Annotated in this window: 18 protein-coding genes and 1 tRNA gene; 13 read left to right on the top strand and 6 right to left on the bottom strand. The window is 62.9% G+C overall.

The features are described from left to right. Positions 1-116: 116 nt before the first annotated feature. Positions 117-1,661 (bottom strand): mannitol dehydrogenase family protein, encoded by a 1,545-nt coding sequence (locus NKI38_RS00005; RefSeq protein WP_352654204.1) that lies wholly within the window; start codon positions 1,659-1,661, stop codon positions 117-119. 144 nt (positions 1,662-1,805) lie between these two features. Between NKI38_RS00005 and uxaC the strand changes: the two genes are divergently transcribed. From uxaC to NKI38_RS00045, 8 genes are read left to right on the top strand one after another with little or no spacing between them, the layout of a single operon-like run. Beyond that, positions 1,806-3,218 (top strand): glucuronate isomerase, encoded by a 1,413-nt coding sequence (uxaC, locus tag NKI38_RS00010; protein ID WP_502899220.1) that lies wholly within the window; start codon positions 1,806-1,808, stop codon positions 3,216-3,218. A 33-nt stretch (positions 3,219-3,251) separates the two neighbouring features. Then, the gene (locus NKI38_RS00015) at positions 3,252-4,229 is read left to right on the top strand and encodes a TRAP transporter substrate-binding protein (RefSeq protein ID WP_352653777.1); all 978 of its coding nucleotides are present in this window, start codon (positions 3,252-3,254) and stop codon (positions 4,227-4,229) included. Between the two features lie 59 nt (positions 4,230-4,288). Then, the gene (locus NKI38_RS00020) at positions 4,289-4,816 is read left to right on the top strand and encodes a TRAP transporter small permease (RefSeq protein WP_127261423.1); all 528 of its coding nucleotides are present in this window, start codon (positions 4,289-4,291) and stop codon (positions 4,814-4,816) included. After that, positions 4,816-6,096, top strand: coding sequence for a TRAP transporter large permease (locus tag NKI38_RS00025; RefSeq protein ID WP_352653779.1), 1,281 nt, complete (start codon positions 4,816-4,818; stop codon positions 6,094-6,096). Before NKI38_RS00020 ends, NKI38_RS00025 begins: the two co-directional genes overlap by 1 nt. A gap of 11 nt (positions 6,097-6,107) precedes the next feature. After that, on the top strand, positions 6,108-6,881 hold the full coding sequence (locus NKI38_RS00030) for a FadR/GntR family transcriptional regulator (RefSeq protein ID WP_352653780.1): 774 nt from the start codon (positions 6,108-6,110) through the stop codon (positions 6,879-6,881). Between the two features lie 42 nt (positions 6,882-6,923). Continuing rightward, positions 6,924-7,775 carry a 5-dehydro-4-deoxy-D-glucuronate isomerase gene (gene kduI, locus NKI38_RS00035; RefSeq protein ID WP_352653782.1) on the top strand — a complete coding sequence of 284 codons (852 nt, stop codon included), beginning with the start codon at positions 6,924-6,926 and terminating at the stop codon, positions 7,773-7,775. After that, the gene (kduD, locus tag NKI38_RS00040; RefSeq protein ID WP_352653784.1) at positions 7,772-8,536 is read left to right on the top strand and encodes a 2-dehydro-3-deoxy-D-gluconate 5-dehydrogenase KduD; all 765 of its coding nucleotides are present in this window, start codon (positions 7,772-7,774) and stop codon (positions 8,534-8,536) included. The genes kduI and kduD overlap by 4 nt, the downstream gene beginning before the upstream one ends. 12 nt (positions 8,537-8,548) lie before the next feature. Continuing rightward, complete coding sequence (locus NKI38_RS00045) at positions 8,549-8,884, top strand: cupin domain-containing protein (RefSeq protein WP_352653785.1); 336 nt, start codon at positions 8,549-8,551, stop codon at positions 8,882-8,884. A 132-nt stretch (positions 8,885-9,016) separates the two neighbouring features. Here NKI38_RS00045 and NKI38_RS00050 read toward each other — a convergent pair whose 3' ends face one another. After that, positions 9,017-9,265 (bottom strand): hypothetical protein, encoded by a 249-nt coding sequence (locus NKI38_RS00050; protein WP_352653787.1) that lies wholly within the window; start codon positions 9,263-9,265, stop codon positions 9,017-9,019. A 260-nt stretch (positions 9,266-9,525) separates the two neighbouring features. Between NKI38_RS00050 and recQ the strand changes: the two genes are divergently transcribed. Then, positions 9,526-11,361 carry a DNA helicase RecQ gene (gene recQ / locus NKI38_RS00055; RefSeq protein ID WP_352653789.1) on the top strand — a complete coding sequence of 612 codons (1,836 nt, stop codon included), beginning with the start codon at positions 9,526-9,528 and terminating at the stop codon, positions 11,359-11,361. A gap of 30 nt (positions 11,362-11,391) precedes the next feature. Here the strand turns inward: recQ and NKI38_RS00060 are convergent, their stop codons facing one another. The 3 genes from NKI38_RS00060 to NKI38_RS00070 all read right to left on the bottom strand — a co-directional run bounded on the left by NKI38_RS00060 (position 11,392) and on the right by NKI38_RS00070 (position 12,952). Then, a complete protein-coding gene (locus tag NKI38_RS00060; protein ID WP_352653791.1) occupies positions 11,392-12,369 on the bottom strand; it encodes a DUF1186 domain-containing protein in 978 nt (325 codons plus the stop codon). Between the two features lie 94 nt (positions 12,370-12,463). Next, positions 12,464-12,730 (bottom strand): SDR family oxidoreductase, encoded by a 267-nt coding sequence (locus tag NKI38_RS00065; RefSeq protein ID WP_352653793.1) that lies wholly within the window; start codon positions 12,728-12,730, stop codon positions 12,464-12,466. 132 nt (positions 12,731-12,862) lie between these two features. Next, positions 12,863-12,952, bottom strand: a tRNA-Ser gene (locus tag NKI38_RS00070). Positions 12,953-13,352: 400 nt separating this feature from the next. Here NKI38_RS00070 and NKI38_RS00075 point away from each other — a divergent pair. The 4 genes from NKI38_RS00075 to NKI38_RS00090 all read left to right on the top strand — a co-directional run bounded on the left by NKI38_RS00075 (position 13,353) and on the right by NKI38_RS00090 (position 15,662). Further along, on the top strand, positions 13,353-14,036 hold the full coding sequence (locus NKI38_RS00075; RefSeq protein ID WP_056586210.1) for a 50S ribosomal protein L21: 684 nt from the start codon (positions 13,353-13,355) through the stop codon (positions 14,034-14,036). Between the two features lie 98 nt (positions 14,037-14,134). Continuing rightward, a complete protein-coding gene (rpmA, locus tag NKI38_RS00080) occupies positions 14,135-14,404 on the top strand; it encodes a 50S ribosomal protein L27 (protein ID WP_015315190.1) in 270 nt (89 codons plus the stop codon). A gap of 118 nt (positions 14,405-14,522) precedes the next feature. Then, the gene (locus tag NKI38_RS00085; RefSeq protein ID WP_352653795.1) at positions 14,523-15,110 is read left to right on the top strand and encodes a GNAT family N-acetyltransferase; all 588 of its coding nucleotides are present in this window, start codon (positions 14,523-14,525) and stop codon (positions 15,108-15,110) included. Positions 15,111-15,113: 3 nt separating this feature from the next. Next, the gene (locus NKI38_RS00090; RefSeq protein WP_502899221.1) at positions 15,114-15,662 is read left to right on the top strand and encodes a GNAT family N-acetyltransferase; all 549 of its coding nucleotides are present in this window, start codon (positions 15,114-15,116) and stop codon (positions 15,660-15,662) included. Between the two features lie 7 nt (positions 15,663-15,669). On the opposite strand, the gene NKI38_RS00095 is transcribed toward NKI38_RS00090, so the two are convergent. Further along, positions 15,670-16,539, bottom strand: coding sequence for an endonuclease/exonuclease/phosphatase family protein (locus tag NKI38_RS00095; RefSeq protein WP_352653798.1), 870 nt, complete (start codon positions 16,537-16,539; stop codon positions 15,670-15,672). Positions 16,540-16,577 lie beyond the last annotated feature (38 nt).

Consider the following 16,577-nt stretch of genomic DNA (forward strand, 5'->3'; position numbering starts at 1 on the left):
CAAAAACACGGGGGCGATCATGCCCCCGTGTCGTCAAAAGGCTACCAGCCAAATATCCTGTCAGAACACTGAAGGTGCCTAAGTGAACTGCATTACGCTCGAAGCGGGCTTTTTTGTTAGAGGCCCAATGCAGCGAAGGCTGCTGCCGGTCCGCCACGGCGCAGCTGTTCGAGATGGGCGATCGTGAGATCCACCAGGTTTTTGCGCCCGGACTCTCCCTTGGCAAAGCCAGTCAGATCGAACACCGACGCGACGCTTTCGGCGGATGACAGGCGCCTGTCACCGATTGCCGCCAACGCTGCATCGAGCGGATCGGTGAAATGGCTCTCCGGCAATGTCTTGCCGCGCGCCTCGCAGGCCGCGATCCAGGTGGCGATTACCAGCGTCAGATGTTCGGGCACAGCCCCGGCTTCGATGCACTCCAAGGTGGAGGCGACGATGCGTTGCGGCAGTTTCTGGCTGCCGTCATTGGCGATCTGCGCCGTGCGGTGGGCGAGAGCGGTGTTCGAAAAACGCTCGGCCAGTTCAGCCGTATAGCTTGCCGTATCCAGCCCGGCATTCCTTGGTAGCGTCGGAATGGCCTCGGCCCAGAGTGCATCGACAAAGGCCCGTATCGCCGGATCGGCGAAGGCACGGTCGACGGTGGCGTGACCGCTGAGCAGGCCGAGATAGGCGATGGCCGAATGCGAGCCGTTGAGCAGGCGTAGCTTCATGTCCTCGAAGGGCCTGACGTCGTCGACCATGGTGACGCCGAACTGTTCCCAGGCCGGCCGGCCCCCCGGGAAATTGTCTTCGATCACCCATTGGCAGAACGGCTCGGTCATGACAGGCCAGGCGTCCTCGACGCCGAGTTCTTCTGCGATCCGTGCCCGGTCGGTATCTGTGGTCGCCGGCACGATGCGGTCGACCATGCTGGATGGGAACGCTACCGCGTCGGCAATGTGCTTGGCGAGCACGGCAGCGCCCGACTGGGTAAGCTTGGCATCACCCGACTGGGCGGGCCTGGTATCACGAAACATGGCGAATTCGACCAGCAGCCGGTGCAGCGTGGCGCCGTTGGCCGGCAGGTTGTCGCAGCACAGCACGGTGAAGGGCGGTGCGCCGTCGGCGCGTCGCCGGGCAAGCGCCTCAGTCAGAAAACCATGCGCTGTCTTCGGGATTTTCGGATTTGCCAGGTCGTGGGCGATATCAGGATGAGCGGTATCCAGTCCACCGCCCGCCGCCCTCAGGTAGGCCTTTTCGGTGATCGTCAGCGTGACGATCAGGGTACGCGGATCGGTCAGCGCGGCCAGCACCGCGCCCGGATCCTCCGGCGCCACCAGCATCGCGCCGATCGAGCCGATGACCCGAAGCTTCTCCTCGCCGCTGCTTCTGATCGCCAGCGTGTAGAGCCCATCCTGCGGCGTGAGCGCGTCGCGTGTGTCGGTACTGCGCAGCGACACGCCTGTTATGCCCCAGCCTGTCTCGCCTGCCGCCAGGCAGTCGTCGACATAGGCTGCCTGATGGGCGCGATGGAAGGCGCCGACACCGAGATGCACGATGCCCGGGACGACACGGCTGCGATCATACGAAGGCGTCGCGATCGAAGCCGGCAGCGACGGCACTGTGTTGCCGGAAAGGCGTTTGATCGTCGTGATGCGGCTGGTCTGGTCGGATGGCATGAAATGGCCTCGGGGAATGGTCGGCAAGCGGCGTAACATTCGATTTCCTGCCACACAATGGGTCGAAAAGTCATCATACAACAATCTAATTTTTGTATGTTGACATTATTTCTTGTCGACCTTACCGATAGCCACTCTGGGAGGATGATCGTGGCACTGACCGATGCGGATTTGCTGTTTCCCGCCGAGGCGCATTCGCGCTCGATCGCACGCGATCTCTATGCCGGGATCAAGGATCTGCCCCTGGTCAGCCCGCATGGTCACACCGATCCGCGCTGGTATGCGCAGAACGAGCCGTTTCCGGATCCGGCGCAACTGCTCATCGTGCCGGACCACTACATCTTCCGCATGCTGTTCAGCCAGGGCGTTCGTCTTGAGGATCTCGGCGTGGCGACGCTCGACGGCGGGCCGGTGGAGACCGACGGCCGGACGATCTGGCGGCGTTTTGCCGAGCACTATTATCTGTTTCGCGGCACGCCGACCCGGCTGTGGTTCGACCATGTGCTCGCCGATCTGTTCGGCATCGGCGAACCGCTGACCGCAGCGACCGCCGACGGCCATTACGACACCATCGCGACGCTGCTGCAGTGGGAGAATTTCCGCCCGCGCGCGCTGTTCGAGCGCTTCAACATCGAGGTCATCGCGACGACTGAGGGCGCGCTCGACGATCTCAAATGGCACCAGATGATCCGCGACAGCGGCTGGCAGGGCCGCGTCGTGACGGCTTACCGGCCTGACGCCGTCGTCGATCCCGATTTCGAGGGGTTTTCAACCAATCTCGACCGGCTCGGCGAAATCACCGGCTGCGACACCGGAAACTGGACCGGCTATCTCGATGCGCACCGCCAGCGACGCGCCTTCTTCAAGAGCTTTGGCGCGACCTCGTCCGACCACGGCCATCCGACGGCGGAGACCGCCAATCTTTCCGATGCGGCGGCCGAGGAACTGTTCAATCGGATTCGCCGTGGTTCCGACGACGAGCGCGAGCGAAAACTGTTCCGCGCCCAGATGCTGACCGAGATGGCCAAGATGAGCCTCGACGACGGGCTGGTGCTGCAGATCCATCCCGGCTCATGGCGCAACCATTCGCCCGCGATCTTCCAGAAGTTCGGCCGCGACAAGGGTTTCGATATCCCGACCCGGACCGACTATGTGACGGCGCTGAAGCCGCTGCTCGACTGCGTCGGGCTGGAGCGCGACCTCACAATCATCCTCTTCACGCTCGACGAGACCAGCTATGCGCGCGAGCTGGCGCCGCTTGCCGGCGTCTATCCGGCGCTGAAACTCGGGCCGGCCTGGTGGTTCCACGACAGCCCGGAAGGCATGCGGCGCTTCCGCGAGATGACCACCGAGACGGCCGGCTTCTACAACACCGTCGGCTTTAACGACGACACCCGCGCCTTTCCATCCATTCCGGCGCGTCACGATGTGGCGCGCCGGGTCGACTGCGCGTTCCTCGCACGTCTCGTCGCCGAACACAGGCTGCGCGAAGACGAGGCGCATGAGCTGGCGCGGGAGCTTGCCTACACGCTTGCGAAGAAGGCGTACCGGCTCTGAGCCGGGCGCTACGATTTTAAAAGGGAGGAAGTCATGTTGCATTTTTCGAAATTGACGGCAGCCACGTTCGCCTTCGGCTCGCTGCTGATCGGCGTTGCCAACGCCGAGTCCGTGCTACGCTCGGCAGACACGCATCCGGATAGCTACCCGACCGTCGACGCGGTCAAGTACATGGGTGAGCTGATCAAGGAGCGCACCAAGGGTGCCTATTCGGTCGAGGTTTATCACTCGGCACAGCTCGGCGAGGAAAAGGACACGATCGAACAAACCCAGGCTGGCGTGCTCGACCTCAACCGCGTCTCGATGGGCCCTTTCAACGGCATCGTGCCGGAGACGGCGGTGCCGTCGCTGCCCTACATCTTCCGCTCGGTCGAGCATATGCGCCATGTCATGGACGGGCCGATCGGCGAGCAGATCCTCAAAGCATTCGAGGCGCATAATCTGGTTGGCCTTGCCTTCTACGATTCCGGCGCCCGCTCCTTTTACAACACCAAGAAAGACATCACCTCGATCGCCGACCTGAAGGGCATGAAGTTCCGGGTCATCCAGTCCGACGTGTTTGTCGACATGGTCAATGCGCTGGGCGCCAACGCCACGCCGATGGCCTATGGCGAGGTCTACTCGGCTCTGCAGACCGGTGTTATCGACGGCGCCGAGAACAACTGGCCGAGCTTCGAATCCGCCAAGCACTATGAGGTAGCCAAGCACTACACCATGGATCAGCACCAGATCGTTCCGGAAGTGCTGGTGATGTCGAAGGTGAGCTGGGACAAGCTCACGCCGGAAGACCAGGCGATCGTCCGGCAAGCGGCAAAAGACAGCGTCGTCAAGATGCGCGAATTGTGGGACGCGCAGGAGAAGAAGTCGCGCGACATCGTCGAGAAGGCCAGCGTCAAGGTCAGCGAGATCGACAAACAGCCGCTGATCGATGCGATGAAGCCGGTCTACGACAAGTATCTGTCGACGCCCGAGTTGAAAGATCTCGCATCGCGTATCCAGGCAACCAAGTAGTCCGGTCGTGGCAAATGATGGCGCGATTGTCCGCGCCATCATTCGGGGGAGGCGTGCATATGAAACCATTTTGGCTCGCAATAGAGCGGCTGCTGTCACGGTTGGCGAGGCTTGCGCTGTGGGTCAGCGGCATCGGGCTGACCCTGATGACGGTGATCATCTTCTGGCAGGTATTTTCGCGCTATGTGCTCAACAGTTCGCCAAGCTGGACGGAACCCTTCTCGGTGCTTTTGATGGGTTGGTTCATCTTCCTGGGGGCCGCGGTCGGTGTTCGCGAGCGCACCCATCTGGGTTTCGATGTGTTGCTCTATTTCCTGCCGCCCGCCGCCAAGGCGGTGCTGCGCAGCGTTTCGGATATCGTCGTGCTCGCCTTCGGCGCCGGCATGATCGTCTACGGCGTCCAGCTTGCCAGGCTGACCTGGAATACGGTGATGCCGTCTCTCGCTTTTCCGGGCGGCGTCGGTTTCCTGCCGGTCATCCTGGGCGGCGCGCTTGTCTGTCTGTTTTCGCTTGAGCGGCTGGCCGGGCGGTTTGCCGGACTGCCGGTCGATGCCGATCAGTACGCCACGGGCGAGGAGGGTCTGTGATGGCACTGATGGTTCTGTTCGGCACCTTCGTCTTCTTGCTGATCATCGGCACACCGATCGCGTTCTGCCTCGGCGTCGCCAGCTTCGCGACGGTTCTGGTGCTGGACCTGCCGCCGCTCGTGGTGTTCCAGCGTCTCAACTCCGGCGTCAGCGTGTTTTCGCTGATGGCCATCCCGTTCTTCATCTTCGCCGGCGACCTGATGGTGCGTGGCGGTATCGCCGCCAGGCTGGTGGCGCTTGCCGGTTCCCTGGTCGGTCACCTGCGCGGCGGGCTGGGGCAGGTCAACATCGCTGCCTCGACCATGTTCGGCGGCATTTCCGGCTCGGCCGTGGCCGATGCTTCGGCGGTCGGCGGGCTGATGATCCCGCAGATGAAGGCGCGCGGCTACGGCATCGACTATGCCGTCAACATCACCTCGGTCGGCGCCATCATCGCGCTGCTGATCCCGCCCTCGCACAACATGATCATCTATTCGATATCGGCCGGCGGCCGCATCTCGATCGCCGACCTGTTCACTGCGGGCGTCATACCCGGCCTGCTGTTGGCGCTGTCTCTCATGATCACGGCCTATTGGGTTGCCAGCCGTCGCGGCTACCCGACTGAGCCGTTCGCGGGCTTCGGCCGTGCGTTGCAACTGCTTGTCGCCGCCATTCCGGGCCTGGTCCTTATCGGCATTATCTTCGGCGGCGTCCGCTCCGGCGTCTTCACGGCCACTGAAAGCTCGTGCATCGCCATCGTCTACGCCTTCCTGGTGACGCTTGTCATCTATCGCTCGATGAGCTGGAACGACTTCGTCGCCGCTACAACGGCGGCCGTGCGCACGACGGCAATGGTGCTGATGATCATCGGCTGTGCTGCTGCCTTTGGCTGGCTGCTGGCCTATCTCAGGGTCCCCGCCGCGCTCGTCGCCTTCCTGCAGTCGGTGTCAGACAACAAGCTGGTCATCCTGCTGATGATCAATGTGGTGCTGCTTATCCTCGGCACGTTCATGGATATGTCGCCGCTGATCATCATCACCACGCCGATCTTCCTGCCGGTGGTGATGGCCTATGGCGTAGACCCCGTGCATTTCGGCGTCATCCTGATCCTCAATCTCGGCATCGGCCTGTGCACGCCGCCAGTTGGGGCGGTGCTGTTTGTCAGCTGCGCCATCGGGCGGATCCCGATCTGGACGGCGATGCGCTCGATCTGGCCATTCTACGGCGCGGCTTTCGTCGTGTTGATGCTTGTCACCTACATACCGGAAATCTCATTGTGGCTGCCGAGCCTGTTCCACTAGGAGACCATCAAGTGCCCGCTGCATCCGCCGACCTCAAGGTCGAGAGAAAACCCAAGCTGTCGGAAACCGTCGTCGCGGCGATCCGCAGGCAGCTGCAGGCAGGCGAGATTCAGCCTGGCCACAAATTGCCGACCGAGGGCCAGCTGACCGAGACCTTCGGCGTCAGCCGCACCGTCATCCGCGAGGCGCTGGCCAAGCTTGCCGCCGACGGGCTGGTCGAGCCGCGCCAGGGCGCCGGTGTCTTCGTCACCGAGCACATCTCGACGATGTTCGGCGCGCTGGCCGCCGACATGGGCAGCAAGGATTCGATTGCGCTCAACGTGCTCGAAGTGCGTCTTGCGATCGAGATCGAATCGGCCGGGATCGCCGCCATCCGCCGCAACGCCGCGCAGGAGGCGGCAATCCAGGAAGCGTTCTTCGAGTTCGAGCGGCTGCTGCTTGCCAGCGAGCCGACCGGCCCGGCCGACCTCGCCTTCCACCGCGCGATCGCCAGCGCCACCAACAATCCGTTCTATGTCGAGATGCTCGATGTGCTCGGCCGGCGCGCCATTCCGTGCGACGTGACCTCGCCCTGGTCGACCGAGCTGGTGCAATCCGACAGCTATCAGCGCGGTCTGCAGCGCGAGCATCTGGTGATCCTCAACGCCATTACCTCAGGCGATGCCGAGGCCGCGCGTGAGGCGATGCGGACGCATCTCACCGCCAGCCAGCAACGCTACCGCGAGCGCCTGCATGCAAGGCAGGCTTTTTATGCCAGTTCGGTCAAGGCCGCTGCCGGCGAATAAATCAATCAAGTCAGGACAGCCCCATCTCAAGTCAGGATTGAAATGAGCCAGAGCCATACCGATTATACCTCGCGCTTCGCCATCGATCCGATCGCCGCGGCGGCCATGGGAACCGATGAGCTGCGCCACAATTTCCACATCGAAGACCTGTTCCAGCCGGGCCGCATCAGCCTGACCTACACCCATTACGACCGCATGATCGTCGGCGGCGCCGTGCCGACCGGCTTGCCGCTTCAACTGGAAGCGATCAAGCCGACCGGCACCAGGAACTTCCTCGACCGCCGCGAGCTGATCGCCGTCAACATCGGCGGGGCAGGCAGCGTAACGGCAAGTGGCCAGTCCTTTGAATTGCAGGCGCGCGACATGCTCTATCTCGGCATGGGTGCCAGCGACGTGTCGTTTGCCTCGACGGACAAGGCCACGCCGCCGAAATTCTACCTGCTCAGCGCGCCGGCGCATCAGGCTTATCCGAACCGGCTGATCCGCATCGGCGATGCCAAACGCCTCGACCTCGGCAGCAAGGATGCCTGCAACGAACGCTCGATCTTCCAATTCATCCATGCCGAGGGCGTAAAAACCTGCCAGCTGGTGGTCGGCATGACGCAACTGGCGCCGGGCTCGGTGTGGAACACCATGCCGTGCCATGTGCATGACCGGCGCATGGAGGCCTATCTCTATTTCGACCTGGCCGAGAGGGCGCGCGTCTTCCATTTCATGGGCGAGCCGGGCGAGACGCGCCATCTGGTGATGCGCAACGAGGAAGCGGTGCTGTCGCCGGGCTGGTCGATCCATTCGGGCGCCGGCACCTCCAACTACGCTTTCATCTGGGCGATGGCCGGGGACAATGTCGACTATGCCGATGTCGATCCGGTAAGCTTGGACGATCTGCGGTGAGCGAACTCTCCGCCTTCAGCCTTGCCGGAAAGCGCATCCTGGTGACCGGCGCCAACACCGGCATCGGCCAGGGCATCGCGGTGTCGATCGCACGCGCCGGCGGCGTGGTGATCGGCGTCGGCCGCTCGTCGATGGACGATACGGCAAGCAGGGTTGCCGCGATGGGCGGGCAATTCGCGGCGGTGAGTGCCGACCTTGCCGACACGTCGGCCGCCGGCACGATGCTCGATCGTATCTGGGACAAAAGCGGTCCGCTCGACGGGCTGGTCAACAATGCCGGCATCATCCGCCGCGCCGATGCCGTCGATCTCAGCGAGACCGATTGGGATGACGTCATGGACGTCAATCTGAAGACGGCTTTTTTGCTCTGCCAGTCCTTTGCCAGGCGTGTCCTGGCCGGCGAGCGTCAGGGCAAGATCGTCAACATCGCCTCGGTGCTGAGTTTCCAGGGCGGCATCCGGGTCGCGTCCTATACCGCCTCGAAGCATGGCGTGCTCGGTGTTACCCGGCTGCTCGCCTGCGAATGGGCGCAAAAAGGCATCAACGTCAACGCCATCGCGCCGGGCTATATCGAGACCAACAACACGCAGGCACTGCGCGCCGATCCTGATCGCAGCGCCGCCATCCTGGCGCGGATCCCGGCCGGCCGCTGGGGCGAAGCGGGCGATATTGGCGACGCCGCCGTCTTCCTGCTGGCGCCGGCGTCGAACTACATGCATGGCGCGGTGGTGCCGGTGGATGGCGGCTGGCTGGCGCGATGAGGAGAGATGACGATGACCGCAAAGATTTTCGCGCATGCGGGCGAGGGCACCTGGACGGCGACGCCGGACGGTAACAGGCGGCGCGTTCTCCTGCACACCGATGAATTGATGATGGTCGAATTCGGCTTCGACAAGGGTGGCGTCGGTGCCCTGCATTCGCACCCGCATGTGCAGGCAAGCTACGTCGCCGAGGGTCGCTTCGAGGTGACCATCGACGGCCGGACCGAAACCATTGCGGCCGGCGGCAGTTTCATCGTGCCCTCCGGTCTGGTGCACGGCGTCAAGGCGCTCGAAGCGGGGCGGCTGGTCGACAGCTTTACGCCGCATCGGGCCGATTTCCTCGCTTAACGGTGGGAGATCGAGCAGGGAAGACCCGCGCCCCAAAAGAGGCGCGGGTTGTTGCCTGGGCGCTTGTGGCGCCGCGGTACTCAAGACATGACCGCAGGATGCGGAAGCTGCCGCATGATGGTGAAGATAGTCTTAATGCGCCGGAGGTGGCGATGGCTGGTGGCTGCGTTCGGTCAGGTCATGTGCCGGAGCAGGCTGAAAAGCCGCTCGAACGTCTTGCCGTAGGGCGGGCGCAGCAAGGTCCCGGCGCTCAGTCGCGACTGCCAGCAGGCGCTTCAGGCGGTCCTTGCGGACGCCAAAGTCCGGGAAAGGCTGCGCCTCGAAGGCGGTGCGCTGCAATTGGAACCGCTCGCCGAGAGAATCATGTCTGGTCTGCAGCATCGCGCCCTCCCTGGCTTGTCGGGCCGAGCTTACATCGCAAGGCGTGAGGGAATCCAGCGGGGCGCAGGTGTCGCAGGGTGCCCTTACTGGGTGCTGCCGATCGGTCGGCCTGCTTCGGCGCTCCTCAATCCCTCATACCGGCTTGTTCCTGTTGTGGTGCGATAACAGCTGCGCTAAGCCAAAGCGCCCATGCAGAGAGTCGTTTTGATCGGTTTCCACATCCTCTTCGGTTCACGAGATTCCAGCCCGGTGTCTGCCTGATGCAGGCATCGGCGACGAGCACCTTGGCCGAGGATCCCAAGCGGCGCGTGCTGAAGGACGTGTTCGGCTTCGATGATTTTCGCCCCGGCCAGGCCGATGTCATGGACGCGCTGCTGGCCGGGCGTCATGTGCTGGCCGTCATGCCGACGGGTGCCGGCAAATCGCTTTGCTACCAGGTTCCGGCGCTGGTCCTGGGCGGGCTCACCATTGTCGTTTCGCCGCTGGTGGCGCTGATGCAGGATCAGGTCGCCGCCTTGCGCCTTGCCGGCGTGGCAGCCGATACGATCAATTCCTCGATCGACCGCGAGGCCAACATCGCCGCATGGCGGCGCGTCGCCTCGGGCCAGACGCGCCTGCTTTATCTCGCGCCGGAGCGGCTGATGACCGAGCGGATGCTCGAGGCGCTGGCCAGGCTCGATATCAGTCTGATTGCCGTCGATGAGGCGCATTGCATCTCGCAATGGGGTCCGGCGTTCCGACGCGAGTATGAGGACCTGTCGCGGCTGCGTAACATCTTCCCCGGTGTGCCGATCATCGCGCTGACGGCGACGGCGGACGAGAGCACGCGCACCGACATCGAAGCCCGGCTGTTCGCCGAGCGCGTCGAGACCTTGGTGCTTGGCTTCGACCGGCCGAACATCAAGCTTGCCATCGAGGCCAAGCAGGACAGCAAGCGCCAGTTGCTGCGCTTCGTCGAGCGTCATCCAGGCCGCAGCGGCATTGTCTACTGCCTGTCGCGCAAGAAGACGGAGGAGATGGCGGCCTTCCTCGAGAAGAACGGCGTCACCGCGCTCGCCTATCATGCCGGCATGAGCAAGGACGCGCGTGATGCGAATCAAAACGCTTTCATGACCTTGTCCGGCGTCGTCATGGTGGCGACCATCGCCTTCGGTATGGGCATCGACAAGCCTGATGTCGCCTATGTCTTCCACACCGACATGCCGGGCAGCCTCGAGGCCTATTACCAGGAGATCGGCCGCGCCGGCCGCGACGGGCGGGATGCGGAAGCGCATATGCTGTTCGGCCTTGGCGATATCCGCATGCGCAGGCTTTTCATCGACGATGAGGACGCTGCGGTGGAGCACAAAAGGCGTTCGCATCGCCGGCTCGATACGCTGATCGGTTATTGCGAGACGGCGCAGTGCCGCCGCCAGGTGCTGCTTGGTTATTTCGGCGAGGAAGCGCAGCCCTGCGGCAATTGCGACACCTGTCTCGACCAGGCGCCGCGCGCCGATGGCGGAGCGGAAGCACGGACCATCCTGGCGGCTATCGCACAGAGTGGCGAACGCTTCGGTGCCGGCCATGTCATCGATATCCTGCTTGGCCATGAGACGGAGAAGATCCTGGCCAGGAATCACCAGAGGCTCGCCAGCTTCGGCAGCGGACTGGCGCACAAGAAGGACTTCTGGCAGTCGCTGATCCGGCAGCTCGCCGCGGGCGGGTTCCTGGAACCCGATCCGAGCGGCCATGGTGGCCTCGCCATCACCGAAAAAGGCCATGCGCTCGGCCGTGGCGAGATGCCGTTCCACTACCGCGTCGAGGTGCGCGGCCGCGCCTTGCGCAAGATGCGAGCGGCCGAGGGTATGAATGCGGAAGGCGTGGATGCATCTCTGCTGGCCACGCTCAAATCCTTGCGCCTGCGTCTCGCCAAGGAGCGCCAGATGCCGGCCTATGTGGTGTTCTCCGATCGCACGCTGATCGACATGGCCGAACGCTGTCCCCGCGATCTCGACGCCTTCGCCGAAGTGAATGGCGTGGGGGCGGCGAAGCTGAAGGAGTTTGGTCAGGTTTTTCTGAGCGCGATTGCGGCGCATCAAGCGGGTGGTTCGATCTGAACGCTCTTGCCAGCGCCCCTCTGGCGACTGTCAGTTTGTGAGACAGCATTTCTTGAATTTCTTGCCACTTCCACAGGGGCATGGATCGTTTCGCCCGATATCGCGCAAAGGGTTCGTGGCCGGCGTCGGATTGGACCAATCCCAGTCTGGCCACGGCGATTGCCAATCGTCCTCGTCAAGACCAAGGCCCTCGTCAAGATCAAGGCCCTCGTCAAGATCAAGGCCGCGGGTCCAGTCTAGCGCCACGAGCACATCGTCGATATAGCCGAGATTGGCACGGTTGAACCGGCGGACGTCGTCCGGTCGCTGCTCGGCGTCCAGCAGGTCGCGTTCGAAGTGGTGGTATTCAAGCACCCCTTCTGGCACGCGGCCTTCGTCCCAGGCGCTGTCGACAAGCGGAACAAGATCGCGCAATCCAAGTAGGGCGATTGCCTCAAGCCAGCCGATCCAGGCATGATCGTCGTCGACCGCCAGCTTTTCCTCGTGGAAGCGTTCGAGAAAACGCCGCATTCGGTCGCGCTCGATGCGGCCATCCCAGGTCAGGAAGGTGGCGGCGCCGAAGAGCGCATCACGGGCAAATTCGTCGACGGAGCGTTCGGCGACGGTGCCGAACAGGGCGTCGGCGTCACCGTCGAACACGCCGGCGATCATGCGCGCCAAGGTTTCGGTAATGGCATCGCCAAGCAGGCGATCGACTTCGTTCGCGGGTCGACGCAGCAGGCGCAGCAAGGGTTGGCATGCCTGGCTGTCACGGGCGCCGCCCAGAATATACAGGCCTCTGAAGAGCAGCATCCTGTCATCGTCCGACAGAGCAACTCCGTCGGCCGCTCTTGCGAGGACCGCACGCAATGCGGGAGCGGATTCTTCGATCCTGATGGTGCAGAGCCCGATGGCGACATCCGGCACTTGCCGCTCGGTTGCCACGGCATGCAGGTAGCCTTCTATAGGACCGAGATCGAAGTCGGGCGGGCCATCGCCCAGGAGTTGTTCCGCTTCTTCCTTCTTCATGGGTACCTCGACTCTTTCCTGCCAATTCTACGTCGGACGCTCTGCCTTTCAATGGGTCATCCGATGCCTCAACGGCAAAATCTGCCCTGCGGTCTCACATCCGTACCGACATCCCGCCGTCGACAGTCAAGACATGTCCGTTGACGAAAGAGGCCGCATCGCCGGCAAGGAACAGTGCCGCACCGGCGATTTCCCGCGGCTGCCCCCAGCGCTGTAGCGGAACCCGCTGGCGGGCGAAGGCAACCATATCGGGATTCTCCGCCATCGCGGCGTTGGTCTCGGTAGCGAACATTCCTGGCGCGATGGCGTTGCTAGTCACCCCGTGTGCGCCGAGTCTCCTCGGTCCGGTCCGAATGGACAACCTCCTGAAAGCTCACAACTAGCGCGGATGCGCCTATGTGTGGCCCTTGGATCAATGCTGACACATCTGCTGAAGCAGCTCTCGCTGAGGGGAGCAATCGTGGCATAGAACCGTTGCCATTAGGGCCATCGATGGCGGAGAGGGAGGGATTCGAACCCCCGATGGGCTTGCACCCATGCCGCATTTCGAGTGCGGTGCATTCGACCACTCTGCCACCTCTCCGCGGTCATGGTCGGCCGTTGCCGGCGGCGCACTAGATAACGGCTGAACGGGCAGGTTACAAGGCCAATCCGTCAGTTATTTGGCTTGCGGGACAAGCGGCGGATTCACGGTGGGTCAGGTGCAGGGAGACGCAGGCAGATTGTCGACCTGCCGTGCATCCTTGCCTTCACGACGGCAGCGCGGTGCGGTGCTGCCGACATGGCCAGTGGTTGCCCGCCAATAACAGTCCCGACGCGCCTGTCTGCCTTGACTCGCACCCAGCCTTCGGTTAGGGACACCGCGCAATCGGCGTGGAGGGTTCTTCCGCGCCGCTTGTTTTTTGAACCCGCAGACTGACAAAAAGACGGCCGAACCGCCAGAGGCGGTTCATCAAGGCCGACCGAACAGCGAAAGGCAAAAAATGTTCGCAGTCATTAAAACGGGTGGCAAGCAGTATCGCGTTGCCGCCAACGATCTCCTGAAGATCGAAAAAGTCGAAGCCAATGTCGGCGATATGGTCGAGATCGGCCACGTGCTCGCGCATGGCGAGGGCGAAAATGTCACGTTCGGCGCGCCGTTCGTCGATGGCGCGGTGGTCACCGCCGAAGTCGTCGAGCAGGGCAAGAACCGTACCGTCATCGCTTTCAAGAAGCGCCGCCGGCAGAACTCGCGCCGCAAGATCGGCCATCGCCAGCTTTTGACCACCGTGCGGATCTCCGAGATTCTGCTGGGTGGCGCCAAGCCGACGAAGACGGCAGCGGTCAAGGCACCGAAGAAGGAAGCCAAGGCAGAGGCCGCCACCGAAGCGAAGGCGGAAGCCGCGCCGAAGAAGGAGCCCAAGGCCAAGGCAGCCGAGACAAAGGCAGCCGAGACCGCGGCGGCACCGCTGTTCAAGGCGCCGAAGGGCGAGCCGGACGACCTGACTGTGATCAAGGGCATCGGCCCGGTCGCAGCCAAGGATCTCAACGAGCAGGGCATCATCACCTTCGCCCAGCTCGCCAAGCTGACCGACAAGGATGTCGCCAAGATCGACGAGCACATGCCCTTCAGCGCCGACCAGATCAAGGACTGGCGCGAGCAGGCCAAGGAATTGGCGGCGAAGTAATTTTTCTGGCGATTAGCTCGCCGGATCGGACTTGAAACGGAACGCGAACGCGTTCATAAGGCCTTTTAGGCGCCTTGCGGCGCAACGGAGTTAGTTAGATGGCACACAAGAAAGCTGGCGGCTCGTCGCGCAACGGTCGCGACTCGCATTCCAAGCGTCTGGGCGTGAAGAAGTTCGGCGGCGAAGCCGTCATCCCGGGCAACATCATCATTCGTCAACGCGGCACCACGTGGCATCCCGGCGTCAATGTCGGCATGGGTACGGACCACACCCTTTTTGCGCTCGAGACCGGCGCCGTGACGTTCAACAAAAAAGCCAACGGCCGAACCTACGTATCGGTCAACCCGATTACCAAAGCCGCGGAGTAGCCGGTTCCGCACTAGAACACCGGCGCCCATCTCGGGACCGGTGTCTGGCAAAGCCAGGAAAAGGATCAGGGGAGATGGGTTTCCATCTCCCCTTTTTCTTGTGCCTGGAGGACTTCAAATGGTTGCCGAAGCGGAAGACTCAGAAGACGAAAGTTACGCGATAGACTGCCCGGTGCTGGTCACCGAACGACTGGTGATGCGGGCGCCGCACGAAGGCGATATCGCGCAACTGGTCGAGCTTGCCGACAACCGCCATGTCGCCGAAATGCTGGCCCGCATGCCGCACCCCTATGGCGAGGCCGAGGCCCGCTCTTTCCTCGCCATGACCAAGTCGCGCCGGGCCGGCATCGCCTTTGCCCTGACGCTGGCCGGCACCGAGACGTTCGTGGGCTGTGCCGGCCTCAACACCACCGATCGCGGCCTGGAACTCGGCTACTGGATCGGCGAGCCTTACTGGAAGAAGGGCTATGCGACCGAAGCAGCGCATGCGCTGGTCGATCTCGCCTTCCAGAGGACGTCGATCCAGGTGCTGCATGCCTCGACGCGGGTCATCAATCCGGCCTCGCGCCGGGTGATCCACAAGTGTGGGTTCCAGTATGCCGGCCAGGGCATGCTGAATTCGATCGTCGCCGGCCAGGTGCCGGTCGAGCGCTACCGACTCGACAGGAAGACCTGGACCAGCCTCAGAAACTGGGTGCATTTTTGATGGATGAAGCCGGTCAAGCCAATGGTCGACAGCAGCGATATTGAAACGGCCGCGATCGCGCCGATGATGCCCGGGGATGCTGAAAGCTTTCACCGGGCGCTCGATGTCGTAGCGCGTGAGCGAAAGTACCTGTCCTTCCTCGAGGCACCACCGCTGGATCAAACCCGAAGTTTCGCGATGGATCGTATCGGCAGAGGCGATCCAGGGTTCGTGGCCGTTGTCCGTGGCGAGGTTGTCGGCTGGTGTGACATCTCACGCCATGACCGGCTTATCCATGCTCATCGCGGCACCCTCGGAATGGGGATTATTCCCTCTTATCGGGGGCATGGCGTGGGACTGCGGCTGATCAATGCGACCTTGGCGCAGGCGCGCAAGGTCGGCTTTGTCCGCATCGAGCTTTCCGTACATTCCGACAATGCGCGCGCCATCTCTCTTTACGACAAGGTCGGGTTTGTCAGGGAGGGCGTACAGCGCGACGCCATCCATATCGACGGGAAATACCGCGATACGATCATGATGGCGATCGTCGAACGCGAAAACGCTGCCAGATGAATGGCCATCAGCCCAGTTCGACCCAGACCGGCAGGTGGTCCGAACCGACGGCCTTTCGGTCGACCCACAGGCGCTTCAGGGATTTGGCGAGCGAAGCGCTGGTGAAGATGTAGTCGATGCGCTTGTCGCGGTTGGGATTGGTGGGTTGCTTGGGATCGACCCAGCTGACGAGATCGTCGCCGGCGGCGTTCAGGCGCAAGGCCGCATCGACGGCAAAGTCGGCGGTCAGCGGCATGCCGAATTCGTGGTCCGGCCGGCCGGCGAGTTCGACATATTCGGGCGATCCGACCAGCATGTTGAAATCGCCCATGCCGACAAAGGCTTCGGGATGCGGCAATTCCGGCAGGCCGATCTCGGCGACGCCGGACAATGCGCCGCCTTCGAGCGCGTAGTTCAACAGGCGCCGGCGCAGGAACTGGATCTGCCTGGCGCGTTCGACCGGGCTGCGGTGATCGAGATGGATGGAATAGAAGCGGATGAAACCAAGCGGCGTCTCGATCAGTGCTTCCAGCGCGCCACGCTGGAAGTTCATCATCTCGAAGCTGCGGCTGCGCGGCAAAAGCAGGTTGCGCGACAGATGAATAGGCGTCTTCGACAGCACCATATTGCCAAGCTGGAAGGTCGTGGTGATGGCGCGGCCGTTCTCGAGGCGCGAGCCGATATTGGCCTCGAAATTGCTGCCATAGACGGCGAAATAGTCAGGCAGCGCCTCGCCGATCTCGGCGACCATGTCGCGGCCGCCGTTCCTGGGATTGTTGCGGGTCACCTCCTGCAACGCGATCACATCGGCGCCGCGCACGGCGTCAGTGATGCGCCCCACATTGTACTGCCCGTCGAGGCCGATGCCGTACTGGATGTTATAGGTTACAAGCTTCATTCCGACATCTCTCCGCCCAATCCCGCGCGGCCATTGTC

It is taken from the genome of Mesorhizobium sp. M0621 (assembly GCF_040320745.1).
Classification (GTDB): Bacteria; Pseudomonadota; Alphaproteobacteria; order Rhizobiales; family Rhizobiaceae; genus Mesorhizobium.

Bases quoted from the DNA above. Each gene is read 5' to 3' on its own strand.
- NKI38_RS00050 (WP_352653787.1), bottom strand. From the start codon at position 9,265: ATGCTGCAGACCAGACATGATTCTCTCGGCGAGCGGTTCCAATTGCAG.
- uxaC (WP_502899220.1), top strand. From the start codon at position 1,806: ATGATCGTGGCACTGACCGATGCGGATTTGCTGTTTCCCGCCGAGGCG.
- NKI38_RS00005 (WP_352654204.1), bottom strand. From the start codon at position 1,661: ATGCCATCCGACCAGACCAGCCGCATCACGACGATCAAACGCCTTTCC.
- rpmA (WP_015315190.1), top strand. From the start codon at position 14,135: ATGGCACACAAGAAAGCTGGCGGCTCGTCGCGCAACGGTCGCGACTCG.
- NKI38_RS00020 (WP_127261423.1), top strand. From the start codon at position 4,289: ATGAAACCATTTTGGCTCGCAATAGAGCGGCTGCTGTCACGGTTGGCG.
- kduI (WP_352653782.1), top strand. From the start codon at position 6,924: ATGAGCCAGAGCCATACCGATTATACCTCGCGCTTCGCCATCGATCCG.
- NKI38_RS00025 (WP_352653779.1), top strand. From the start codon at position 4,816: ATGGCACTGATGGTTCTGTTCGGCACCTTCGTCTTCTTGCTGATCATC.
- NKI38_RS00060 (WP_352653791.1), bottom strand. From the start codon at position 12,369: ATGAAGAAGGAAGAAGCGGAACAACTCCTGGGCGATGGCCCGCCCGAC.
- NKI38_RS00095 (WP_352653798.1), bottom strand. From the start codon at position 16,539: ATGAAGCTTGTAACCTATAACATCCAGTACGGCATCGGCCTCGACGGG.
- NKI38_RS00090 (WP_502899221.1), top strand. From the start codon at position 15,114: ATGAAGCCGGTCAAGCCAATGGTCGACAGCAGCGATATTGAAACGGCC.
- NKI38_RS00085 (WP_352653795.1), top strand. From the start codon at position 14,523: ATGGTTGCCGAAGCGGAAGACTCAGAAGACGAAAGTTACGCGATAGAC.
- NKI38_RS00015 (WP_352653777.1), top strand. From the start codon at position 3,252: ATGTTGCATTTTTCGAAATTGACGGCAGCCACGTTCGCCTTCGGCTCG.
- NKI38_RS00075 (WP_056586210.1), top strand. From the start codon at position 13,353: ATGTTCGCAGTCATTAAAACGGGTGGCAAGCAGTATCGCGTTGCCGCC.
- recQ (WP_352653789.1), top strand. From the start codon at position 9,526: ATGCAGGCATCGGCGACGAGCACCTTGGCCGAGGATCCCAAGCGGCGC.
- NKI38_RS00045 (WP_352653785.1), top strand. From the start codon at position 8,549: ATGACCGCAAAGATTTTCGCGCATGCGGGCGAGGGCACCTGGACGGCG.